Origin of the sequence: Lactobacillus sp. B4007 (assembly GCF_026535895.1) — a bacterium.
GTDB classification, from domain to species: domain Bacteria; phylum Bacillota; class Bacilli; order Lactobacillales; family Lactobacillaceae; genus Lactobacillus; species Lactobacillus panisapium.
Window position 1 is genome coordinate 68,351 of sequence record NZ_JAFNPA010000003.1, and the last position, 22,401, is coordinate 90,751.

General features: G+C 37.5%; 24 protein-coding genes and 2 other annotated features. Of the genes, 21 read left to right on the forward strand and 3 right to left on the reverse strand.

The window, feature by feature from the left end:
- Positions 1-154: 154 nt before the first annotated feature.
- The 14 genes from J3U54_RS05575 (at position 155) to J3U54_RS05640 (ending at position 11,659) form a co-directional block, all read left to right on the forward strand.
- On the forward strand, positions 155-2,170 hold the full coding sequence (locus J3U54_RS05575) for a DUF1430 domain-containing protein (RefSeq protein ID WP_267385393.1): 2,016 nt from the start codon (positions 155-157) through the stop codon (positions 2,168-2,170).
- Positions 2,171-2,178: 8 nt separating this feature from the next.
- Positions 2,179-2,835 (forward strand): ATP-binding cassette domain-containing protein, encoded by a 657-nt coding sequence (locus J3U54_RS05580; RefSeq protein ID WP_267385394.1) that lies wholly within the window; start codon positions 2,179-2,181, stop codon positions 2,833-2,835.
- A gap of 72 nt (positions 2,836-2,907) precedes the next feature.
- Positions 2,908-3,021: a sequence feature (ribosomal protein L20 leader region), on the forward strand.
- A 37-nt stretch (positions 3,022-3,058) separates the two neighbouring features.
- Positions 3,059-3,568 carry a translation initiation factor IF-3 gene (infC, locus tag J3U54_RS05585; protein ID WP_103751872.1) on the forward strand — a complete coding sequence of 170 codons (510 nt, stop codon included), beginning with the start codon at positions 3,059-3,061 and terminating at the stop codon, positions 3,566-3,568.
- A gap of 27 nt (positions 3,569-3,595) precedes the next feature.
- Positions 3,596-3,796 carry a 50S ribosomal protein L35 gene (gene rpmI, locus J3U54_RS05590; protein WP_103751871.1) on the forward strand — a complete coding sequence of 67 codons (201 nt, stop codon included), beginning with the start codon at positions 3,596-3,598 and terminating at the stop codon, positions 3,794-3,796.
- 36 nt (positions 3,797-3,832) lie between these two features.
- A complete protein-coding gene (rplT, locus tag J3U54_RS05595) occupies positions 3,833-4,189 on the forward strand; it encodes a 50S ribosomal protein L20 (RefSeq protein ID WP_103751870.1) in 357 nt (118 codons plus the stop codon).
- A 106-nt stretch (positions 4,190-4,295) separates the two neighbouring features.
- Positions 4,296-4,820 (forward strand): YqeG family HAD IIIA-type phosphatase, encoded by a 525-nt coding sequence (locus tag J3U54_RS05600; protein WP_267385395.1) that lies wholly within the window; start codon positions 4,296-4,298, stop codon positions 4,818-4,820.
- The gene (gene yqeH / locus J3U54_RS05605) at positions 4,813-5,928 is read left to right on the forward strand and encodes a ribosome biogenesis GTPase YqeH (RefSeq protein ID WP_267385396.1); all 1,116 of its coding nucleotides are present in this window, start codon (positions 4,813-4,815) and stop codon (positions 5,926-5,928) included. The genes J3U54_RS05600 and yqeH overlap by 8 nt, the downstream gene beginning before the upstream one ends.
- Positions 5,929-5,936: 8 nt before the next feature.
- Positions 5,937-6,578 (forward strand): nicotinate-nucleotide adenylyltransferase, encoded by a 642-nt coding sequence (locus J3U54_RS05610; protein ID WP_103751867.1) that lies wholly within the window; start codon positions 5,937-5,939, stop codon positions 6,576-6,578.
- Entirely contained in the window at positions 6,571-7,167 is a 597-nt protein-coding gene (gene yqeK, locus J3U54_RS05615; protein WP_267385397.1) for a bis(5'-nucleosyl)-tetraphosphatase (symmetrical) YqeK, read from the forward strand. Before J3U54_RS05610 ends, yqeK begins: the two co-directional genes overlap by 8 nt.
- A 12-nt stretch (positions 7,168-7,179) precedes the next feature.
- Positions 7,180-7,527 carry a ribosome silencing factor gene (gene rsfS, locus J3U54_RS05620; RefSeq protein WP_220219922.1) on the forward strand — a complete coding sequence of 116 codons (348 nt, stop codon included), beginning with the start codon at positions 7,180-7,182 and terminating at the stop codon, positions 7,525-7,527.
- A 6-nt stretch (positions 7,528-7,533) separates the two neighbouring features.
- The gene (locus J3U54_RS05625; protein WP_267385399.1) at positions 7,534-8,688 is read left to right on the forward strand and encodes a nucleotidyltransferase; all 1,155 of its coding nucleotides are present in this window, start codon (positions 7,534-7,536) and stop codon (positions 8,686-8,688) included.
- A 1-nt stretch (position 8,689) separates the two neighbouring features.
- A complete protein-coding gene (locus J3U54_RS05630; RefSeq protein ID WP_267385400.1) occupies positions 8,690-9,253 on the forward strand; it encodes a DUF177 domain-containing protein in 564 nt (187 codons plus the stop codon).
- Positions 9,254-9,396: 143 nt separating this feature from the next.
- Entirely contained in the window at positions 9,397-10,110 is a 714-nt protein-coding gene (locus tag J3U54_RS05635; RefSeq protein WP_103751862.1) for a response regulator transcription factor, read from the forward strand.
- Complete coding sequence (locus J3U54_RS05640) at positions 10,088-11,659, forward strand: HAMP domain-containing sensor histidine kinase (RefSeq protein WP_220219919.1); 1,572 nt, start codon at positions 10,088-10,090, stop codon at positions 11,657-11,659. The genes J3U54_RS05635 and J3U54_RS05640 overlap by 23 nt, the downstream gene beginning before the upstream one ends.
- 186 nt (positions 11,660-11,845) lie before the next feature.
- Here the strand turns inward: J3U54_RS05640 and yidC are convergent, their stop codons facing one another.
- Positions 11,846-12,814 carry a membrane protein insertase YidC gene (gene yidC / locus J3U54_RS05645; RefSeq protein ID WP_103751860.1) on the reverse strand — a complete coding sequence of 323 codons (969 nt, stop codon included), beginning with the start codon at positions 12,812-12,814 and terminating at the stop codon, positions 11,846-11,848.
- Positions 12,815-12,850: 36 nt separating this feature from the next.
- Entirely contained in the window at positions 12,851-13,180 is a 330-nt protein-coding gene (locus J3U54_RS05650; RefSeq protein ID WP_220219918.1) for an acylphosphatase, read from the reverse strand.
- A 104-nt stretch (positions 13,181-13,284) separates the two neighbouring features.
- On the opposite strand from J3U54_RS05650, the gene J3U54_RS05655 reads away from it, so the two are divergent.
- The 5 genes from J3U54_RS05655 to greA all read left to right on the forward strand — a co-directional run bounded on the left by J3U54_RS05655 (position 13,285) and on the right by greA (position 18,797).
- Positions 13,285-14,052 carry a TrmH family RNA methyltransferase gene (locus J3U54_RS05655; RefSeq protein ID WP_267385405.1) on the forward strand — a complete coding sequence of 256 codons (768 nt, stop codon included), beginning with the start codon at positions 13,285-13,287 and terminating at the stop codon, positions 14,050-14,052.
- A 77-nt stretch (positions 14,053-14,129) separates the two neighbouring features.
- A complete protein-coding gene (locus J3U54_RS05660; RefSeq protein WP_103751857.1) occupies positions 14,130-14,480 on the forward strand; it encodes a winged helix-turn-helix transcriptional regulator in 351 nt (116 codons plus the stop codon).
- 52 nt (positions 14,481-14,532) lie between these two features.
- Positions 14,533-14,736 (forward strand) — a binding site (T-box leader).
- Positions 14,737-14,776: 40 nt separating this feature from the next.
- Positions 14,777-15,826 (forward strand): phenylalanine--tRNA ligase subunit alpha, encoded by a 1,050-nt coding sequence (gene pheS, locus J3U54_RS05665; RefSeq protein WP_103751856.1) that lies wholly within the window; start codon positions 14,777-14,779, stop codon positions 15,824-15,826.
- Entirely contained in the window at positions 15,826-18,243 is a 2,418-nt protein-coding gene (gene pheT, locus J3U54_RS05670; protein ID WP_267385406.1) for a phenylalanine--tRNA ligase subunit beta, read from the forward strand. Before pheS ends, pheT begins: the two co-directional genes overlap by 1 nt.
- A 77-nt stretch (positions 18,244-18,320) precedes the next feature.
- Positions 18,321-18,797 carry a transcription elongation factor GreA gene (gene greA, locus J3U54_RS05675; protein ID WP_103751854.1) on the forward strand — a complete coding sequence of 159 codons (477 nt, stop codon included), beginning with the start codon at positions 18,321-18,323 and terminating at the stop codon, positions 18,795-18,797.
- 66 nt (positions 18,798-18,863) lie between these two features.
- Here the strand turns inward: greA and J3U54_RS05680 are convergent, their stop codons facing one another.
- Positions 18,864-19,778, reverse strand: coding sequence for an N-acetylglucosamine kinase (locus J3U54_RS05680; protein ID WP_103751853.1), 915 nt, complete (start codon positions 19,776-19,778; stop codon positions 18,864-18,866).
- A 326-nt stretch (positions 19,779-20,104) separates the two neighbouring features.
- On the opposite strand from J3U54_RS05680, the gene J3U54_RS05685 reads away from it, so the two are divergent.
- On the forward strand, positions 20,105-22,132 hold the full coding sequence (locus tag J3U54_RS05685; protein WP_267385558.1) for a peptidoglycan D,D-transpeptidase FtsI family protein: 2,028 nt from the start codon (positions 20,105-20,107) through the stop codon (positions 22,130-22,132).
- A gap of 84 nt (positions 22,133-22,216) precedes the next feature.
- Entirely contained in the window at positions 22,217-22,366 is a 150-nt protein-coding gene (gene rpmG, locus J3U54_RS05690) for a 50S ribosomal protein L33 (protein ID WP_081945351.1), read from the forward strand.
- Positions 22,367-22,401: the final 35 nt, after the last annotated feature.

Here is a 22,401-nt window from a genome sequence, read left to right on the forward strand (position 1 = left end):
TAATTTTTAGCAGCTTTTGGAAGGTAAATGGTCTAATTTAAACTAGTATGATAAAGTTAAACTTATAAAGATGGTCAAGCATATCTTTACGATTTGCATAAGTTAAATTGTTAAATAAGGCCAGTGGGTTTGCAATAGTAATTAGGGGTTGAAAATGCTTCGAAAAATAAAAATCTTGCTTTATACGATAATAACAATCGTTACAGCTATTTTCTTTGCTGGATTCATGCGTGAATACGATAATAATTCCATTCCAAATAATTCTACTATTATAAACATTTATGCTTCAAAGCCGATTAATAAAAGAATTAAAGACACTAAAAAATGGAATAAGAAGCACAATAAAAAAGCTTTTTTTGCTATCTTGAAGAAATTTACTCGTAATGAAAATGTTTCTTTGGTTAAAATGCGAATTAATAATTTTAACGGCCATCGCACAAAAATAGTTTATGATTTTGACGGTAATAGTAATGACTTTTCACTTTATCAAAATGAATCCATTAAAAAGCTAACTGATAAAGAACTTATGCTAGAAGATATGTATGGTTTATACTCGACTAATGCTAAAGGGAAATCATTAAAGCACTTGGTATCATGGCTCAGGAAAAACCAATTTTTGATACAAGTTGAAGATACCTCATTGACTCCAAAAACCTTGTTGATGATATTTTTAGAAAATGTTACGCAATTTGATTTGATCGTTGGAATGGGAATAATTGGAGTACTATTTATTGTCATGGTACTAGAAAAGCTTTACCGTTTTAAAGCATACGCCGTGATGAAAATTAATGGTCTAAGCAATTGGCAAATGTTTAAGCATGATCTGAAAAATGAATCTGCACTGTTGGAAGCTTCCTTTGGCATAATCATCCTGATGACGATTATTTGGAGTCTTAAGACTTTTACAGCAAGTGGCTGGCGGTTCTTTTTGCCATATCTATCAGTTCTTTTATTAATATTATTTGCTAGCTTTTTCCTGTTAAATAGCATTTCTTACGTGGTTTTGGCTTTAATGAATCCGTATTTGGCAATTAAAGGAGAAGAGAGTGCTCACTCATTTCTCCTAATTGGGTATGTATTAAAAATAGCTATTTTAGCCTTAATGATAGTTAACGTGGCAACTTTGCTCAATCATCATGAACTCTATGACAGAGATCAAAGTATTGTTAAGAAATGGCACAGACAAAAAAATAGTTATTTACTAGGGTTGGGCTGGAATGTTAATGATCATAATGAGGATCAAAAAGTAGCTAAAAAAGCCCATCAGTTGGTTGTACAGGCATCAGACGTGATTGTCGCGCAAAATTCACAACAGTTTCAACCAGGAATACGTACAACTAACCCCCAAGATAGTGGAAATGTGATTATTGCCAATCATAATTTTATTAAAAATAGTGAACTTAAACCTAAACTGTCCAAGATAGATAAGCATCAAATTATGCTTCTGGTACCAAAGAATCGCTTAGATCAAGTAAGAACGGCAAAAAAACAACTGCGCTCTTTTATTAACACTCAAAACACTCTTCCCAATTACTATTCAAAAGTTCTCCATCCACAGATTCAGGTAATACCAATTGCGAGCGGCCAGAAAATTTTTAATTATACGGTTGTATACGATATTTTATCGTCAATCTCAACAGATCCCTTGATTGCCGTTACAAATGATAAGCAGCTTTCCGATGATTTTTATCTGGCGACTATTAGCCAAGGAACAATTCAGTTTCTTCACCTTAAGGAACTGAAAAAATTAGTTAAGCAGCTAGGATTGAATCCATATGTTGTCAGTATAACTAGTCGACAGACACTATTATGGGACTATAATATTAGAGCTAATAAACAAATACTCATGTTGACCATTACAACTGTTTTGACGCTTCTGCAACTTATTTTTATCATCTTGTTTGTTAGTTCAACATTCTTGCAGAATAATCGTCGTAAAATTGCAGTATACCAAGTATTTGGCAAATCAAATGCCAAACTTGTTGGAACATTTTTAACGGGTAATTTAATACTTGATATATTGATTATTACGGTTACTTTAGCTGGCTTAAATCGCTTAAATCTACTGTCATATGGTCTAGGCTATCTTTTGCTTGAAGCAATTATTATTTGGCTGACATATTACCAAGCGCAACGTGACCTATTAACTTCGCTTAACCGTGGAAACTAGGAGTCTAAATGATTAAAGTAGAACATCTTACTAAGAAATTTAACGATAAAATTATTTTTAACGATATAAATTGCAATCTTAAGTCTGGTAAAAGTTATGCCATTGTTGGTAAAAGTGGAGCCGGTAAGACAACGTTGTTAAATCTTTTGAGTGGTTTAGAAAGGCCCACTGCGGGAGAGGTGAAGGTCGCTGATATCAAGGTTAATTCTAAAAGTCGCAAAAAAATGTACCGTGATTATTTCGGCTTTATTTTTCAGAATTTTGGTTTAATTGATACCGAAACGGTTAGACAAAATCTGGACTTAAGTTTTGCTAATCAAAAGCTATCTAAATCTGCAAAAGAGACTAAAATGAAGAATGCTCTTTCTCATGTTGGGTTAAATAAGCTACAGTTGAAGCAAAAAGTTTATACACTTAGTGGCGGAGAACAACAACGAGTAGCCTTGGCTCGAATAATTTTAAAATCACCTAAAGTAATCTTTGCTGATGAGCCAACAGGCTCCCTCGACGCAGAAAACGGCCAAGTTGTTTTAAAAACATTGTTAACCGGATTTGATCCTGCGGCAACAATCATAATTGCTACGCATGATCAAAATGTTTGGCAAAAATGTGATTATGTAAATGAAATAAATAATTCTGGTATAATAATTAGAGATAAGATTTGATTTAAGTCTAATAACCGATTTGCGCTTTTTATATTGACTTAATAAGTAGTAAAGCGTATAATCACTTTAGTTGAGAACAAGAAGAAGCTTTCCCGCTTCTCGCCTAAGTTAAGTTGACCTCTGGGCTAATCGATATTTTCTGTTGATTAAAGGCGGGTAACTTCTTACCCGCCTTTTTCTTGTCCTCAAATTAACATGGAGGTGAAGAATTATACCAAAGAATTTGATATTAAACGACCAAATACGCGCTCGCGAGGTTCGTTTAATTAATGAAGATGGTGAACAAGTTGGTGTTGTAACAAAGGCTGAAGCTTTGCGCCAAGCTAATGTTGCAAGTTTAGATTTAGTTCTAATTTCGCCTAATGCCAAGCCACCAGTTGCCCGCATTATGGATTACGGTAAGTACCGGTTTGAACAACAAAAGAAGGTTAAGGAATCTCGTAAGAAGTCCAAAACCGTCAGTGTAAAGGAAATCCGTTTAAGTCCAACAATTGAAGGCAATGATTTCAACACTAAATTAAAACACGCTCGGAAGTTCCTTACTAAAGAGGAAGCTAAAGTTCGTGTTTCAATCAGGTTCAGGGGTCGAGCAATTACTCATAAGGAATTAGGTCGCGAAGTATTAGAAAAGATGGCCGAAGCCACTTCAGATATTGCTACAGTGATTAGCAAACCGAAGATGGAAGGTCGGTCAATGTTTTTAATGCTTGCTCCCAAGAGTGATAAAAAATAATTAAAGTTAATTTGGAGGAATTAGAAAATGCCTAAAATGAAAACCCACCGCGCTTCTGCTAAGCGTTTCAAAAGAACTGCTTCTGGTCAATTAAAGCGTCATCACGCTTTTACTGGTCACCGTTTCCATGGCAAGACTAAGAAACAACGTCGTCATTTGAGAAAGGCTGCATTAGTTTCACGCAGCGACTTGAAGCGCATCAAACAGATGCTCTCTCAAATGCGTTAATCATTAAATAAAAACGATATTTAGGAGGAATTTTAGATGCCAAGAGTTAAGGGTGGAACAGTTACACGTAAACGTCGTAAGAAGGTTATGAAGCTTGCCAAGGGTTACCGTGGCGCAAAGCACATGCAATTTAAAGCTGCAAGTACACAATTATTTGTTTCTTACAGATATGCATTCCGTGACCGTAGAAGACGCAAGAGCGACTTTAGAAAATTATGGATTGCTAGAATCAATGCGGCAGCAAGACAAAATGATCTTTCATATTCTAAGTTAATGCACGGCTTGAAAGTAGCTGGTGTTGACATTAACCGTAAAATGTTAGCTGATATTGCTTATAACGATTCAAAGACCTTTGCACAATTAGCTGAAACTGCTAAAAAGGCTTTAAATTAATTTAAAAATGGCGCATTAGCGCCATTTTTTTATGTCAAAATTTATCACTTCGTGCTATTTTTTTGATATATTAGATTAGGGAAATGTTAAATGAAGGGGAAGTTGAATGTTATTCAGGCCACGTTATACAATTGACACAATCTATCATTTAGATACTGACGTGCTTAAACAGATGGGAATTAAAGCTGTCTTCTCAGATTTAGATAACACGCTTCTTGCATGGAATGAATTCGAAACAGCCAAGAAGATGGATGAACTTAATCGCCGCTTGGCTGCTGCTGATATTAAATTGGTGGTCATTTCTAATAATAATGCTGAGCGAATTGGTAAAGTGCTAGATCCTTATCACATTGCTTATGTCGCAAAAGCTAAAAAGCCGTTACCTTTTGCTATAACTAAAAAGCGGGAGAATATGAATCTTTCGCAAAAGCAGGTAATGATGGTTGGCGATCAATTAATTACTGACATTCAAGCTGGAAATTTAGCTGGAGTGAAATCAGTTTTGGTTAAGCCATTAATTCAAACAGATAAATGGAATACCAGAATAAATCGTTTTTTTGAGAGAATTATCTTTTTCTTTTTAGCTATTTCACATCCAGTTACATTCAAGGAGACATTAAAAAATGGATGATAATATTATTTGTATCGGTTGTGGAGCTGTTTTACAATCCGATAACCCCGAAGAAGCGGGCTACTTGCCTGCATCGCGTTTAAAAAAGGCAATCGAAAGTGAAGATGAGGGTAACGACATCTATTGTCAGCGTTGTTTTCGTTTACGGCATTATAATGAAATAATGCCAGTGGATGCTGATAACGATGACTTTTTGGCCTTACTCAATTCACTAGCTTCTAAAAAAGCATTGATTGTCAATGTGGTCGACCTTTTTGATTTTACTAATTCACTTTTATCTTCATTAAAGAGATTTGTGGGTGATAATGAATTCATCTTGGTTGGAAATAAATTTGATTTATTTCCCCTAAATTCAAAACAAAGTAAAATTAAGGATTGGATGCGTCAAGAAGCTAATCGAGTTGGACTATTTCCCAAAAAGATTTTCTTAGTTAGTGCTAAAAACAAAAAGAACCTAACTGAGTTAATCTCATATCTAAATAAGGGTTCACGAGATAAAGATGTCTATTTTGTCGGAATGACAAATGTTGGTAAGTCGACTTTATTAAACGCGATTATTGATGAAATGGGAGACGTGAAGAATCTGATTACAACTTCCCGTTTTCCTGGTACTACTTTAGACAAAATTGAAATTCCGTTGGAAAATGGTCATTTTTTGGTTGATACACCGGGAATAATGACGGAAAATCAACTGGCTACGCGGTTAAATGCTAAAGAATTGGCAGTAATATCACCGCAAAAGCCTCTTAAACCGGCTACTTACCAATTAAAACCTGGTAATACGCTGTTTTTAGCGGGTTTGGGCCGAATTGACTTTTTAAAGGGGAACCCTGCTAGCTTTACTGTTTATGCTGCACGTGGTTTATATATTCACCGGACAAAAACAGAAAACGCTACAGAATTTTACCAAAGGCATGTAGGAGAATTGCTTAATCCGCCAGAAGAAGACAGCGAATTACCAGAACTTAAGGGTCAGGAATTGCATACTTCTTATAAGAGTGATTTACTTTTTGGTGGAATTGGTTTTGTGACGGTTCCGGCAGATTGTTTAGTTAAAATCTATACTCCTGGTAAAATTGGCTTAGGGATTAGACGTGCGTTAATTTAGAGGAAAATATGATTGCAATTGCAAAAAGTTTTGAAAAAACTCCGGCGGTTGAGCTAAAAGAAGAAAAAATTGAGCCTAAAAAAGGTAAACAGATCGGTATCTTAGGCGGAACTTTTAATCCGGTACATACAGCACATTTAATTGTGGGTGAACAAGTTTTGAGTAAACTACATCTTGATGAAATTTGGTTTATTCCAACTAATATTCCCCCACTAAAAGATGCTCCAGTCGTTTCAGCGCAAGATCGGGCAAACATGCTTGAATTAGCCACACAGGATAATCCGCATTTTCAAGTAAAAATGTTTGAATTAACCCGCGGGGGGGTTTCTTATACCGTTGATACGTTGCGTTATTTGCATGAATTACACCCTGAAAATCAATATTTCTTGATTATGGGAAGTGACCAAGTTAATAACTTCCAGCAATGGAAAGAACCAACCAAAATTGCGCAATTAGCTACCTTAGTTGGTGTAAAGCGTGCTGGCTACCCACAATCAGCTGAATTACCGATGATTTGGGTTGATGTACCCGGATTGGACGTGAGTTCAACTTCAATTAGGCAAACTATTGCAATGGGTGGCTCAATTAGGTATCTTGTACCTGATTCAGTTAGAAATTATATTCAAAAAAAGGGTTTATACCATGAATGAGTTGTTTTTTAAAAAAACGTTTTCGCCGCTAAGTAGCGATGAGATTGTTAACCGGGAAAAAAATAATATGGATCAGCACCGTTTTGATCATTGCATTGGTGTTAGTCAAACTGCACGAAAACTTGCTAACTTAAATGGCTATGACGAAGATAAAGCAGCTTTAGCTGGCTTTATTCATGACTATGCTAAGCAGGTTTCACCCGCAGATTTTCAAACTGCCATTAAAACACAAGGGTTTGATCTCGATTTACTCAACTGGGGCCCCGCAATTTGGCATGGCATCGTAGGAACATATTTTATTAAACGTGATTTAAAAATTACGGATGAAGAGATATTGACTGCTGTGAGGCGGCATACAACCGCTGATACGGAAATGACCACGCTCGATAAAATAGTTTACATGGCTGATTATATTGAACCGGGAAGAACTTTTGCAGGAGTGCAAGAAGCAAGAGATGTAACCTATGCCAATCTTGATGAAGGCGTAGGCTATCAGTTAGCACATACCCTCGAATTTTTAATTAGTAAACGAAGTAAAATCTATCCACTTACATTAGATTCCTATAATGTGTGGAGTATCAAAAAATAGTAAGGAGAAAAATTGACTAGTAAAGAAATCTTAGCTTTTGCGTTAAAAGCAATCAGCGATCGCCATGGTGAGGATACTGCAGCTTATGATATGCAAGGCTACAGCATTTTAGCTGATTATTATGTTGTTACCAGTGCAGGCTCAAATCGCCAATTACATGCGATTGCCAATGCAATTATTGATGAAGCACATAAAGCTGACTTTTATGATTATCGTGTTGAAGGATCTAGCGAGTCTAACTGGCTTTTGCTTGATCTTGGCGATGTTGTTGTTAATGTCTTTACCGAAGAGGCGCGTGACTTTTACAATGTTGAAAAGTTATGGACTAGTGGTAAAAAATTAGAGTTAGAGGAAGATTAGCAAAGCATGAGTGTAGTCGGGATCATTGCTGAATATAATCCCTTTCATAGTGGACATGAGTTTTTAATGAACCAAGCTCGTTATATTGCGGGAGACAAAGATCCAATAGTGGTGATAATGTCTGGTAATTATGTTCAAAGAGGCGAAATGGCGATCATGGATAAATGGTCGCGAGCAAAAGCTGCACTTGAAAGTGGTGCTGACCTAGTCTTTGAACTACCTTTTTCGACGGCGGTGCAGCCTGCTGACCTATTTTCTTTAGGTAGTATTGATCAATTGGCTAAGTTAGGTGTGACTGACTTAGTCTTTGGTGTAGAAGATGCAACGCAAAATTTTGCTTATTTAGGCAGTAAGATTGCTGAAATACCACAAAGTCACATGGACTTTAACGATTATAGTCAGACCTATTCGACGCAATATAATCAAATGGTTGCCCGTGAAGTTGGCCATGAAGTTAACGAGCCCAATGCTATCTTGGCTTTGGCTTATGCTGTAGCTAATCATAATTTGGGTACGCCACTGTCTCTGCACCCAATTAACCGAATTGGTGCTGGTCATGATGATGACTTGCAAAGTAATGGAGTAGTTCAAAGCGCGAGCGCAATTCGCAATATCATCTTGCATAGTCAGGTAAATGCTGAATTAGAGCAATGGATGCCTAAGAAAGAAGTTCAAAACTTATACCAGCAAAAGGCATATCCGAATTGGAATATTTTGTTTCCGTTTCTAAAATATCGGCTTGAGTCTTCGTCTGTTGAGCAGCTACATGATATTTATCAAATGAGTGAAGGGCTTGAATATAAGCTTAAGCAGGAAATTCATTTAGCACGTGACTTTACGGAATTTTTACGACGGATAAAGTCCAAGCGCTATACCTATTCGCGATTGCGCCGTCTTGCACTTTATACGCTGCTAAACGTTACACAGGATGATATTATCGCCAGTTTCAATGATGAAGCATTATTTTTGTTAGGGTATAGCAAATTAGGGCGAAATTACTTAAAGCAGATTAGAAAAGCTACAGCTGCTAATATCATTTCTAAGGTTGATCAAAAAAATAGCCGTCAGGGCTCAATGCACTTACAGTTACGGGTTGACCGCTTATATGAACAAATAATGCAGGTTGATCAGAACTTTGGTCGACGTCCTTTGGAGGTTTAAGATGCTTACGATTAACTTTTCACAGATTAAGAATAATAGGGAACCAATCACTTCACTTAAGCAGGAAGTCCAAGTGCGTCCTGAATTTTTAGAGCGCAGTAAAGATTTGGTATACGAAGTAAAAAATGTGCTTGTTACTGGCCAATTATTTTATAATTCGCCATATGTAACAGGAGATTTTCAGGTTAAAACGAAGCTCGTCGTTCCTTCGAGCCGCAGTTTAGCACCGGTTGATTTCGAGCAAGATTTTCATTTTACGGAAAATTACACCGAAGATGAAGTATCTAAGGAAAAGCTAGACGAGAGTGAGATTCCAATTGTTAAAGTGGACGATGATAAAATCGATTTACAGACTGCAATTGAGGACAATATTTTGCTTAATATTCCAATTACCATTTTGACTCCGGAGGAAGAAAAAGAAAATGTTTATCCCGAAGGCGATGGTTGGTCTGTTATCTCAGAAGAAGCGTTTGATAAGAGCAAAAAAGAACGCGTAAACCCAGCTTTTGCAAAGCTAAAGACATTATTTGATGAAAATAATAACGGTGAAAATAAAGATAAATAATAGTATAAAATAGTGCAAAAATCAGTGATATTCATATCCTGATTTATTAATCTTGTTTTAAGAGCTTTTTTAAAGTATGCTTAACTTATTAAAAGAAATTTAACTTGATTAAGCATTTAATAGTGAATATAGAGGATAGAAGAATGGCAAGAATTTTAATTGTTGAGGACGAAAAAAACTTAGCTCGTTTTGTTGAGTTGGAGTTAAAACACGAAAAGTATGACACAGTTGTTGAGAGTAACGGACGTAAAGCTTTAGACCTTGCACTTAACGAAGACTTTGATGCAATTTTGCTTGACCTGATGCTGCCTGACTTAAACGGTTTGGAAATTGCTCGTCGTGTACGTCAAGTTAAGAGTACGCCAATTATAATGATGACGGCGCGTGATTCTGTTATTGATCGTGTTTCTGGACTTGATCATGGTGCTGATGATTACATTGTTAAGCCATTTGCGATTGAAGAATTATTAGCACGGCTTCGTGCTGTTTTACGCCGAGTTAAGATCGAAAAAGAAGCTTCCGATGACACAATCGAAAAGAAGGTCATCAAGTTTAAGGACTTAACAATTGAAACTGCAAACCGGATCGTTCGTCGCGGTGACGGTAAGGCTGTTGACTTGACTAAACGTGAATACAATTTGTTAATGACGTTAATTAAGAACAAGAACAATGTTGTAAGTCGCGACCAATTATTATCCAAGATTTGGGGACCAGGTTCTAATATTGAAACCAATGTTGTTGAAGTTTATGTTAGATACCTTCGAAATAAAATCGACATCCCTGGTCAACAATCATATATCAAGACCGTTCGGGGTACCGGATATATGGTAAGAGATGAAGATGATGAAAAGAAGTAAGAAACAGGAAAAATTAGGGACCAAGCACTCATCTATTATTGTACGTTGGGTCAGTATTGTCGCTTTGACAATTATGGTCTCTTTTATTATCTTTTCGGTCATTATTTATTCGATTGTTGGTCAGCAATCAATGGTGCAGCAAAAAGAAACTTCGCGTGAAATGGTGGTTAAGCTTAATGACAGTTTAAACCAGATTCATGGCGAATTGCAGATATCTAATGTTGTTCCTGCGCTTACACCATCGGCACGAAAAATTTTGCAAGGTAATCCGCCAATTAATCCTGATGAGCATCCCAATAACGCCTTCAATGATGACTTGTTATCTTCACTAACAAATAAAGATTTAAACGTGGTCGTTTATAACCTTGAAAAAGAAGATGTATTTGATAACGGCGGTGTAATTCCTAAATTTAAACAATTTAAGGGTAATTTTCATTCAGAAACCGTCTATAAGGGCCGGCGAAAAGAATTGTTAACTTACCAGAAGGTTCGTGATGCGCATAAGGGTAAGGTAACTGGTTACATTGTTGTTGCCAATAAAATGTCTTACTATAACGGCTTGATGAAGGACCTTCTCAAATGGATGATTCGTATATCTGCAGTTGCAATTATCTTTTTCACGTTAATCGCATTTATCATTGTTCGCGGGATCGTGAAGCCAATTAAGGAAATGTCGCGAGTTGCTCTGGAAGTTAATGCGGATCCAAACAGTACTGCCCGAATTAGCGATTTTCACCGGCACGATGAACTGCAGGAATTAGCGGTTTCGCTTAATCAAATGCTTGATCGTATGCAGCGTTATATTGACCAGCAAAAAGAATTTGTTGGGGATGTTTCGCATGAGTTGAGAACTCCAGTGGCGGTAATTGAAGGGCACTTGAATATGCTTGAACGCTGGGGTAAAGATGATCCGGAAATTCTTGAGGAGTCAATTAAAGCTTCTCTTCAGGAAGCCAAAAGAATGCAGCATTTAATTCAGGAAATGCTAGATTTAACTAGAGCTGAACAGATTAATGTTCAATACCCGAATGCTGTTACCAATGTCGCTGATGTCTTGAAACGTGTTGCTGGCGACATGTCAATGGTTCATAAAGACTTTGTCATCAGACTTGATATGGATGATATGCCGCAAGATACGCAAATTCAAATTTATCAGGGACACTTGGAACAATTACTTGTTATCTTGGTTGATAATGGCATCAAGTATTCAACTGATCGCAAGGAAATCAACATTTCTGCTGGATTAGCGCAAAACGAGGTTCATATTATTGTTCAGGACTTTGGTGAAGGGATTTCTAAAGAAGATCAAAGCAAGATCTTTAACCGGTTCTACCGCGTTGACAAGGCACGGACGCGCGAAAAGGGTGGTAACGGTTTAGGCTTATCGATTGCTCAAAAATTAGTTCATAGTTATCACGGCAAAATTGGCGTTGATTCAGTTGAAGGACAAGGAAGCCAATTTATAATTGCATTCCCATCTCTAACGAAGAAGCAAGCCCAAAAGTTGCGTGAACGTGATCAAGCTGAGAAAGCTAAAAAAGGCAAATAGAAACTAGGACAGTTTAATAATTTTAATTGAGGACTAATAGCCGATATTTAATCGGGGTTAGTCCTCTTAGTTTTGCTTCAATTTTTTCTTGCTTAGATAATTTACCCATAATAAAAACCTCGAAGTTGTTTCTAACTCCGAGGCTTTTATCGCTTTACCGCAAGCTATCTTTTGCTTGCAAGCTACTTAATGTTTATGATGCTGTTTTCCTTTATTCCGGTTACGCAGATTTTGATGTAATTCTTGCGTCTGTTTATTAACCTTAGGTGCCGCAGAAGATTGATTGAGCAACTCATCAATTTTTTCTTGGGTAACGACGGCCTTAATTGGCTCGTGCTTTAATTCTTCATCAACTTCTTTTTTAACTTTTGGCATAATGATAAAGGTAACAATTAATTGTTGAATAACTGAAAAGATATTACCGGCTGCCCAATATAATGCAACTGAACCTGATACAGACAGTGAAATAAATAGTGTCATGAGCGGATTCATCAGCATCATTGATTGCATTTGTTTCTTCTGTTCTTTCGGAATGCCAATTAAAGAAATATATCCTTGTAAAAAGGCAAAAATTGTCGCAATGATTGTTACCGAAATAGATCTTTCACTAAGTGAAATGCCAAAGAAAAATGAATGGGCAAGTGGCTTGGAATACATTACCGCTTGGTAAATCCCAATCATAATTGGAAACTGAATAATCAGTGGCAGACAGCCCATTCCGCCTGTTAACGAAAGATTATTCTGCGAATACAATTCGCGTTGCCAAGTGCCAAGAGTCAATTGCTGGTCTTGAGTTAAGTCCTTGCGCTTCATTGTCTCTTGAATTAGCTTCATTTGCGGCTGAACGCGAGCCATTTTTTCCTGTTGTGTCGTCGACTTCTTCTGCTGGTTAAGCATTAGAGGAAGAAGAACCATTCTAACAACAAAGGTCATTAAGATAATGGCCCAACCAGCTCCGTTAGCACCACCGATAACGTGGGAAAAATAGAGCATGACATTTTGTAATGGTTTTCCAATAAAATTATAGATTGTGCCATAGAAAAAGTCTGTAGGAGGTTTAGTAACTCCTTTGCCATTTTGCGCACAAGCGGTAACAATTAACATGACTGCAAAACAAAGTGCAGCCAATCCAATATATTTGCGAAATTTCTTCATTCAATTCACCATAATGTTTATTCTTAAAGTCAATACTTAATATAATACATGAAAACCATGCATTTTGGCTACATTTGCCAGCTTTTCTTTTTTAATCGTTGAGATTTGGGCATAAGGAGATACATTTTGGGGCAGCTCCTTAATAAATTGGTTGACGTGGTCAAGACTTGTCTGTAAAGTGATTGTTACGGTTTGATCGCTATTATTGCAAACATTACCCGTAAGCCCCATTTTGTTGGCAAGGTTTAGAACACTCCACCTGAAACCAACGCCTTGAACTACACCTGAAGCGGTTAGTTTCCATGTTTCAAATGAATCTTGCGCTGATTGTGACTGTTTTTCGTGTCGATTATTGAAAAATGCCATGATGGTTCCTTTCTAATAAAAATTAAACTCAGTCTAAGTCGATTTTACCATTTTATTTGATAGATATTACATTATAATAAAGTTTGAAAGAAGATGCTTACTAAATGGAACAACTTAGTTCAGTTAATAATAAACTGATTAAAGATTTAGCTAAATTAAAACAAAAGAAATACCGTGAAGATACTGGCTTATATTTAATTGAGGGCTTTCACTTAATTGAAGAAGCGTTTAAAGCTAATTTAAATTTTGTCGATTTGCTGGGAACCGAGCTGGCGTTAAATCAAGTAGCAGAAGACTATCAGGTTGACCTAGATGGTAAAAATATTTATTTGATTAATTCAGCCATTGCTCATCATTTATCTAGTACCAAAAATTCACAAAACATCTTTATGGTCTTAAAGATAGCTCAACCCAAGCAATACCCTTTTAATTTTGGTAAATGGGTTTTGCTAGATAATGTATCAGATCCTGGCAACGCCGGTACAATAATTAGAACTGCGGATGCAGCTGGTTTTGACGGCGTAGTTTTATCGCCCAATAGTGTTGATATTTATAATCCCAAGACGCAGCGTGCAATGCAGGGAAGCCAGTTCCATATCAATATCATCAATGCTGACTTAGTTGAAGTAATCAATGCGTTAAATGACAATGCCATACCGGTTTATAGCAGTATGCTAGATAAAACTGCCAAGCAGCTACAAGAATTTGCCCAAGTAGCGCAGCTTGGTTTGGTTATTGGCAATGAAGCACATGGGGTTAGTGACGAGATTGCGGCAATTTGTGATGAAAAATTATATATCCCGATTAAAGGCCAAGCAGAATCCTTGAATGCCGCCGTAGCGGCTGGTATTATTATTTACCACTTTGCATAATGGATTGTCCTTGTTTTTAGTAAGTGTTTTTTTTATAATAAGTTGATATCATTGCTTTGCTGTGGGAGGAATGGATTATGGCTAAAGACGATAAAACTAAGGGTTGTTCTGACTGTTTAGGGACAGATTATGAGCACTGTCAGCATTTTATAAATGCATTTAAAATCATTGGTAAAAAGTGGAATGGGCTAATTATTAGTTCCCTTTGTGCTGGTGATTATATGCGTTTTAAGGATTTGGCTCAGTGCGTTAAGGCATGCTCTGACCGTGTCTTAGTTGAGCGTCTGAAAGAACTAGAGCAAGCAAAAATTGTCAAGCGTTCAGTTGACAGTAAAACCAAAATCATTTCATACGGTCTAACTAAAAAAGGCGAAGATCTCAAGCCGGTTTTTGATCAAATTCATAATTGGGCAGATAAATGGGTTTAATGAGAATTTGATATTTACTTGCAAGTTTGAGTGAAATGAATTATTCTTATAGTTAATTACAGAAAGTAAGACTAGTAGCAGCGATCATTTAATCAGAGAGACTTTTTTATTAAGCTGAAAGAAAAGTTTAAACGGATCTGTGAATTTCATCTTACTAGTAGGATCTAATCAATTCCGGTATTCGCCGTTATCGAAAACTTAAGTGTGGGTTATTAATGCCCAAACTAGGGTGGTACCGCGAAGCTTCGTCCCTTTTAGGGGACGGAGCTTTTTTATTTGAAAGGAAATAGTTATTTATGGATTTATTTGAAAGGCTGAAGGAGCTGCGTGAGCAGGGCTTAAGCGAAATTTCTCAAGCTAAGACTGAAGAAAAGCTGAATGATGTTCGGGTTAAACTTGTCGGACGCAAAAGTGAATTAACTGAAATTTTGCATTCAATGAAAGAGGTTGAGCCTGAAAAAAGACGAGAAGTTGGGCAAAATGTCAACAAAGTCCGGGATTTATTTAACCAAAAACTAGATGATGCCAAAAATGAAATCGTTGAAAAGTTGGTTGAAGAGCAGCTCGCAAAGGAACAAATTGATGTTACTTTGCCAGGTCGGGTAACTCATCTGGGCGTAAAGCATCCAATTAATATCATTCTTGATGATTTGGAAAATTATTTTATTGGAATGGGCTATCAAGTTGTTCAAGGTCCTGAAATTGAAACTGACCATTACTGTTTTGAAATGATGAACTTGCCTAAGGATCACCCAGCTCGCGATATGCAAGAAACCTTCTATGTTGATAAGGAAGATCTATTACGGTCGCAAACTTCTGGTGATCAGGCGCGAGTTTTAGAAAAACATGATTTTACTAAAGGTCCTTTAAAAATGGTTGGCCCAGGTAAGGTTTATCGTCGTGATGATGATGATGCAACGCACTCACACCAATTCATGCAAATGGAAGGGCTCGTTGTTGATGAAAATATTACAATGGGTGATTTGAAGGGAACGCTAGAATTGATGACTAAACATGTTTTTGGTCAGGATCGTGAGACCCGTTTGCGTCCAAGTTACTTCCCATTCACTGAACCATCCGTCGAAATGGATGTTTCCTGTTTCAACTGTGACGGCAAGGGCTGTCCAATTTGTAAATATACTGGCTGGATCGAAGTTTTGGGAGCAGGAATGGTTCACCCTAATGTACTTGAAAATGCTGGTGTTGATTCAAATAAATATGGCGGGTTTGCTTTTGGTGTTGGACTCGACCGGTTTGCGATTCTTAAATATGGCATTGATGACATTCGTGATTTCTATACCAATGATGTCCGTTTCTTAGAACAATTCAGTAGGGAGGAAAGATAATGCTAGTTTCATATCAATGGCTACAAGATTTTCTAAAATTGGATCAGGATCCAAATGAATTAGGTGAAAAAATTACTAGGACAGGTGTCGAAGTCGCCGAAGTAAAGCACCCTGAAGAAGGTTTGAAAAAAATCGTCATCGGACATATTTTAGACTGTGAGCCAATTGAGGGCACCCACCTTAATTTAACTCACGTTGATGTTGGTGAAGATGAACCTCATCAAATTGTCTGTGGTGCTCCTAATGTTGCTGCAGGCGAAGATGTTGTTGTAGCCCTTCCTGGGGCCCGCATTGCCGACAACGTTAAAATTAAAAAGGGTAAATTACGTGGTTATCAATCTGATGGTATGATCTGTGGTTTACAAGAAATTGGTTTTGCTGATAATCTTGTTCCAGAAAAATATACCGATGGAATTTATGTTTTCCCTCAAGATGCTGATGTTAAGCCTGGTGAAGCTGCTTTTGCACCGTTAGGAATGGATGATTATATTTTTGATTTTGATATCACTCCTAACCGGGCAGATACGCTGTCAATGGAAGGTTCTGCCTACGAGGTAGGTGCCATTGTCGACGAGCCGGTTAAAATTGAAGACGTAACTTTAAGGGCAGATGGTCCTGATTGGACAAGCAATTTTAACACCGAGGTTGATTCTCAGCTTGCCCCGAAGTTTTACCTACGCAAGATTAGCGGAGTAAAAGTTGCTGACAGTCCGCTTTGGCTGCAAAAACGCTTGTGGAATGCCGGAATTCGCCCAGTTAATAATGTCGTTGATGTTACTAACTACGTGATGCTGCTAACTGGCCAACCGATGCATACGTATGATGCCAGAGCATTTGCAACTAACAAGCTGGTAGTTAGAAAAGCTAACAAGGGCGAAAAACTCACGCTCCTTAATGATAAAAATGTTGACCTTGATCCAGAAGATATTGTAATCACGAACGGAAACGAAGTGGTTATGATGGCCGGTGTAATGGGTGGACTTAATTCAGAAATTAAGGACGACACTACAGATGTTATTCTGGAGTCAGCAATTTTTGATCCAACTTTGATCAGAAAAGCAGCATTACGCCACGCTAATCGAACCGAAGCTTCCAGTCGCTATGAAAAGGGCGTTAATTGGGATGCAACTAGAAGAGCGCTTGATATAGCTGCCTTATTATTACGCAATGATGCTAACGGAACAATCAATGAAGGCGTCATTACCGCTACTGAAACCGAGCGTAAGCAAGATGTTATTCATACGACCATTTCATATTTAAATAAGACACTTGGCGCATCAATTTCTGCTGCTGAAATTAAACACTTGTTTGAAAGACTTAATTTTGCCGCACAAATCGATGGCGATAATTTAACTGTTGAAGTACCTGCAAGACGTTGGGATGTGGCTATTGCTGCTGATTTAGTTGAAGAAGTCGGCCGACTTTATGGCTATGATAATATTAAATCAACCCAGCCAGTTTTAGCAGAAACTCATGGGGGCTATTCTGAAAAAGAAGAAGCTATCAGACGAATTAAAAATGTTGTTCAGGGACAGGGATTAATTGAAGCAATTTCTTATTCGCTAACCTCACCTGAAAAGGCTGTATCTTTTATGAGAGAACCTCAAAAAATGGTTCAAGTTCAGATGCCACTGAATTCAAGTCGTTCTACATTAAGGCAAAACTTGCTAACTGGTTTAGTTGATGCTGCCAGTTACAACATGGCGCGGAAGCAGAATCAACTAGCAATTTTTGAGCAAGGCCGTGTTTATGACTTTGAAAACAATACCTACAATGAGCATGAGCATCTTGCAGCGTTATATTCTGGTAATGTGTATTTTGAAAATTGGCAACATAATAAAGAAAAAATCGATTTTTATTATGTGAAGGGGCAATTAACTAATTTATTCACTGCTATTGGTATCAATTCTAGTGATGTTGAATATAAAGCAGAGGTAATTGCTAAGATGCATCCGACTCGGACTGCTGGAATTTATATTAAAAAGCAGTACGTGGGGATGATCGGTATGATTAGTCATGACGTTACCCGTTCAAGCAAGGTAATGAGAGGTAGCGAATTATATGGCTATGAATTAGACCTTGATCTGATTGTGCCGTTAATTGTTAATCCTAAGACTGTTTCCAAAGCAGCACCTAAATTCCCGGCAATTGATCGCGACCTCTCAATCTTAGTTGAGCAAGATATTACCAATCAAGAAATTGAAAATGTAATTGAAGCAAATGGCGGCAAGTATTTGCACGACTTGCGCGTAATCGATGTTTATCAAGGGTCACATATTGAAAATAATAAGAAGAGTCTCGCGTACCGACTTCATTTCTTAAATGAGCAAGATACGTTAACTGATGAAGTTGTTAATAAAGTAACTGCTCAAATTACAAGTAGCTTAGAGAATCAACTTGGTGCGGAAATTCGTTAGAGGTTGACTTTAAGCACAGAAATCAATATTATAGACCAGTGCAAAAAGAATTTTAACTTTAAGGAGTAGGAAATTTTATGCCTGAGAAATCATATCCAATGACTGCCGAAGGAAAAGAAAAACTTGAGGCAGAATTAAAAAATTTAAAAGTTGTTAAGCGTCCTGAAGTAATTGAGCGAATTAAGGTTGCGCGTTCTTACGGTGACTTATCTGAAAACTCAGAATATGATGCTGCTAAGGATGAGCAAAGTCATCTTGAAGATCGGATTAACGTTGTTGAAGAAATGTTAAAGTATGCTCATGTGGTAGATGCTAATTCAAGTGACCCCGATGAAGTAGCAGTTGGTAAGACTGTTACTTATACTGAGGTTGGTGAAGACGAACCAGAAACATACACCATTGTCGGAAGTGATGAATCTGATCCATTAAGTGGAAAGATTTCTAACGATTCACCAATTGCACAAGCAATTTTAGGCAAGAAAAAAGGCGAAACAGTCACTATTGCCACCCCAGGTGGTAAGTTCGACGTTGTTATCAACAAAGTTGAAGAATAAAATTCTTTAATTAAAAAACAGATTACTGTAACCAGTAATCTGTTTTTTAGTATTTTTAAGTAAATATTACCGACTTGTAAAGTAGCGGTAATCCTTACTTTTATCGTAAATAACGCCGCGAGCATTTTCGCCGTTTGAAATAGAGAATTCCGCATTAGGGTAATGCTCCTTAACCTTTTCTTCTAAAAAGTTGCGCAGCATTGCATTATTAGCTAGAACTGATCCGGTCAGAGCAATCCGCATTGGCTTAGGCTCCTCATAGCGATCCATTCCGATAATAATATCGCGGGCAAGCAATTCAGCTTGCTCTTTAATTACAGCAGTAGCATCTTGATCACCATTATCGGCAAGCTTTGCTACGCTAACGGCCATTGAGGCAACTTCTGGGTTGGACATTTGGTAGAATTTAGCGGTCCCATCGACAATATTATCAGTCTTAAATAGGTCATTAAACATTGGAATTAAGGCATTTTCTTCGCGTTTGTCCCAGCTTAAAAGTGCGGCTTTTAAGGCAGTTAAGGCAATTGCATAACCAGAACCTTCATCACCTAAAATTGAGCCATAACCACCAGTGGTAATGATTCGCCCTTTTTGTAGTCCATTAAAGACTGAACCAGTACCAGCAATTACTAGTCCACCATCTTCACCTTCAAGCCCGCTATACAAGGCAAGTAGTGAGTCTGTTACAGCTCTAGTAGGCAAATTGTTAACCTTAGCAGAAATTTCTGCAGCTACTTCAGGTGCATGTCCGATTACTGAAAGTCCAGCCATACCACATAAAATCCGTTGGCAATCACCGTCAATTTGGTCAATTAGTTGGTTAATAGCTCCGGTAATATTACTAATTGCATTGTCGTAATCTGTATTAACTTGTCCGGGGCCAGCTTCACTGCGTTCAATTTCTTGACCGCTCATATCATAGGCGATTGCGGTAGTATGAGTACCACCAGCATCAACACCAATTTGGTATTCAAGTGTCATTTTTGTTTCTTCTTTCCATTTTAATCTTAGTCTTTATATTATTTATTTTATTACAAAAGAAATAAATACAGAAGATATTTTAGCAAAAGGCTTTCAAGTTCTTCTATCCTGACAGAGAATGATGATAATTAAAACAGCGCAATTATGCGGATTAACTAAAATCTGGTAAAATTTTGTCAAAGCAATGTCCAACTAATAGAATTGCACCCTAGTTTTTGGTAAAATAACCACTAGTTTAGTGAGGTTTGAGTTACGTGAAATTTTTTAAGAATAATCGAAAAACTAAATCTAATAGTACAAAAAATCAACCTTCAACGCCAATTAGAATGAAAATCATTTTGGCGATTATTTTTGTACTTTTTGCGACTTTAATTGGGCAGCTGGCTTATCTGCAAATTGGCTATGGGTCGCGGTTTAAAGCCGAAGTACAAAAATCAAATTCCGCCGTCGTTTCCAGCCAAGTACCTCGGGGAGTGATGTATGACAGCAAGGGCCGTATTTTGGTTGGTAATAAAGCCAAAAATGCTATTACTTACACCAAAAGTGTTTCTACAACTGCTGATGATATTTATTCTATTTCAAATAAGCTTAGCCAGTATATTCGCATCAAGAACGAAAAACCAACTGAACAACAAGTGATTGATTATTACTTGGGTTATAAGAAAAATAGTACAAAAGAAACTGCTAAAGTGCCCAAGTCAATCAGGGCAACAGAAGATGATGAACTAATCAATAATCGAATTCATGACCAAGTGCGGGCTGAACACATTAAATTAACCGATCGGGAAAAAACGGCGGCTCTGATTTATAACAAAATCTCGGGTGCCTATACTTTATCGACAATTTATTTAAAAAACAGCGATTTGACTGATAAAGAAATAGCTGAAGTTGGGGAACACTTATCCGATTTACCCGGTGTTGGAATTGGAACAGATTGGCAGAGATCATATCCTAACGGGTCTTCAATTCAGAGTATTATCGGATCTGTATCAACAGAAAAGGCCGGCTTGCCAAGTGATAATTTACAATATTATTTAACTAACGGTTATTCTCGTAATGATCGCGTGGGTACTTCCTACTTAGAACAAGAATATGAGCCTTTATTAAAGGGAACTAAATCCACTAGCAAAATTTGGACTAAGAGTTCAGGCAACATTGAACAGACTAAGTCAGTTTACTCTGGTCAGGCTGGAGCAAGCTTAGTTTTGACCTTAGATGCCAAATATCAAAAAGAAGTGCAGAACTCTTTACAACAAATATATTCTTCAGCAATTGCTTCTGGTGCGGCTCGCTATTCTAATGGTGCTTATGCGGTTGCAATGAATCCTAAAACAGGTGCATTATTAGCTGTAGCCGGTATTAGTCGTGATCCGAAGAAGAATAAAACAACTAACAATGCTCTCGGTGTAATTAACCAAGCATTTGTTATGGGGTCTGCTGTTAAGGGAGCAATGGTTAGTGGCGGTTTAATCAATAACGTAATCACGCCAACTAATAATGTCTTACCGGATACGCCAGTTTATCTTCCAGGAACACCGATTAAAAAATCAGTTTATCCGGTTGGAACCTTTGGTGCTCTTGATGCTTCGACCGCTTTGGAAGTTTCCAGTAACATTTACATGATGCACTTGGCGATGAACTGGGTACATGCAAAATATATTCCTAAACAATACATTCATATGCCTTCGACCGCATTTGATACTTTGCGGCATAACTTTAATATGTTTGGGTTGGGTCAAAAAACCGGCGTTGACTTGCCGGGTGAAATATCAGGTATTCAGGGTAAGTCTTTTGATGAACACGGAAATATTCTTTCTGGTTCTGTTCTTGACCTGTCATACGGTAACTACGACGCCTACACGCCAATTCAAATGGTGCAATATGTTTCAACTATTGCCAACGGTGGCTATAGGATGCAGCCATATGTTGTGCAGTCAATTGGTCGAACAGCAAGTAATGGCAAAAAGGTTTACATTGACTATAATAAAAAGCCTAATGTCCAGCTGAAAATTCCTTGGACCCCAAGTGAATTAGATGTTGTGCGGCAAGGTTTTTGGCGAGTAGTTCATGGTACCAATTCTTGGGGAACGGCCCACAAACTAAAGGATGTCAAACCATCGATTTCAGGTAAATCTGGTACGGCGCAAACCTTTTACTATGATCCTGATCACCCTAACCAGAAAAATCCGCCGGAGTTGGTTAATGCCACCTTTGTCGGGTATGCACCTTCTAATAATGCGGAAATTGCTACGGCTGTTGTCTTTCCAGGTTTAGACCCAGAATTAGAAGGGTCTTATACGCTGCAAATGACTAAGGCAATGGTTCAAGATTACTTTAAACTACATAAAAAATAGAAATTTGGTAATTATCGCTGGTAAAAAGTCCAGAGAAATGCTAAACTTATACAGTCAGAATAAAGAATTTAGGTGGTGAAAGAAATGGCAGATAACATCATTTTGGAATGCACCGAATGTGGAGATAGAAGTTACTTATCTAAGAAAAACAAGCGTAAGCATCCGGAACGTTTAAGTTTGAAGAAGTATTGCCCAGTTGAAAGACATACGACTCTTCATCGTGAAACTAAGTAATAAACTAACTATAGCAAGGGCCTATGCTCCTGCTA

Excerpts from the sequence above, each read along its gene's own strand:
- J3U54_RS05575 (WP_267385393.1), top strand. The coding sequence starts at position 155 with ATGCTTCGAAAAATAAAAATCTTGCTTTATACGATAATAACAATCGTT.
- J3U54_RS05580 (WP_267385394.1), top strand. The coding sequence starts at position 2,179 with ATGATTAAAGTAGAACATCTTACTAAGAAATTTAACGATAAAATTATT.
- rpmI (WP_103751871.1), top strand. The coding sequence starts at position 3,596 with ATGCCTAAAATGAAAACCCACCGCGCTTCTGCTAAGCGTTTCAAAAGA.
- rplT (WP_103751870.1), top strand. The coding sequence starts at position 3,833 with ATGCCAAGAGTTAAGGGTGGAACAGTTACACGTAAACGTCGTAAGAAG.
- J3U54_RS05600 (WP_267385395.1), top strand. The coding sequence starts at position 4,296 with ATGTTATTCAGGCCACGTTATACAATTGACACAATCTATCATTTAGAT.
- yqeH (WP_267385396.1), top strand. The coding sequence starts at position 4,813 with ATGGATGATAATATTATTTGTATCGGTTGTGGAGCTGTTTTACAATCC.
- J3U54_RS05610 (WP_103751867.1), top strand. The coding sequence starts at position 5,937 with ATGATTGCAATTGCAAAAAGTTTTGAAAAAACTCCGGCGGTTGAGCTA.
- yqeK (WP_267385397.1), top strand. The coding sequence starts at position 6,571 with ATGAATGAGTTGTTTTTTAAAAAAACGTTTTCGCCGCTAAGTAGCGAT.
- J3U54_RS05625 (WP_267385399.1), top strand. The coding sequence starts at position 7,534 with ATGAGTGTAGTCGGGATCATTGCTGAATATAATCCCTTTCATAGTGGA.
- J3U54_RS05630 (WP_267385400.1), top strand. The coding sequence starts at position 8,690 with ATGCTTACGATTAACTTTTCACAGATTAAGAATAATAGGGAACCAATC.
- J3U54_RS05635 (WP_103751862.1), top strand. The coding sequence starts at position 9,397 with ATGGCAAGAATTTTAATTGTTGAGGACGAAAAAAACTTAGCTCGTTTT.
- J3U54_RS05640 (WP_220219919.1), top strand. The coding sequence starts at position 10,088 with ATGAAGATGATGAAAAGAAGTAAGAAACAGGAAAAATTAGGGACCAAG.
- yidC (WP_103751860.1), bottom strand. The coding sequence starts at position 12,814 with ATGAAGAAATTTCGCAAATATATTGGATTGGCTGCACTTTGTTTTGCA.
- J3U54_RS05650 (WP_220219918.1), bottom strand. The coding sequence starts at position 13,180 with ATGGCATTTTTCAATAATCGACACGAAAAACAGTCACAATCAGCGCAA.
- J3U54_RS05655 (WP_267385405.1), top strand. The coding sequence starts at position 13,285 with ATGGAACAACTTAGTTCAGTTAATAATAAACTGATTAAAGATTTAGCT.
- J3U54_RS05660 (WP_103751857.1), top strand. The coding sequence starts at position 14,130 with ATGGCTAAAGACGATAAAACTAAGGGTTGTTCTGACTGTTTAGGGACA.
- pheS (WP_103751856.1), top strand. The coding sequence starts at position 14,777 with ATGGATTTATTTGAAAGGCTGAAGGAGCTGCGTGAGCAGGGCTTAAGC.
- pheT (WP_267385406.1), top strand. The coding sequence starts at position 15,826 with ATGCTAGTTTCATATCAATGGCTACAAGATTTTCTAAAATTGGATCAG.
- greA (WP_103751854.1), top strand. The coding sequence starts at position 18,321 with ATGCCTGAGAAATCATATCCAATGACTGCCGAAGGAAAAGAAAAACTT.
- J3U54_RS05680 (WP_103751853.1), bottom strand. The coding sequence starts at position 19,778 with ATGACACTTGAATACCAAATTGGTGTTGATGCTGGTGGTACTCATACT.
- J3U54_RS05685 (WP_267385558.1), top strand. The coding sequence starts at position 20,105 with ATGAAAATCATTTTGGCGATTATTTTTGTACTTTTTGCGACTTTAATT.
- rpmG (WP_081945351.1), top strand. The coding sequence starts at position 22,217 with ATGGCAGATAACATCATTTTGGAATGCACCGAATGTGGAGATAGAAGT.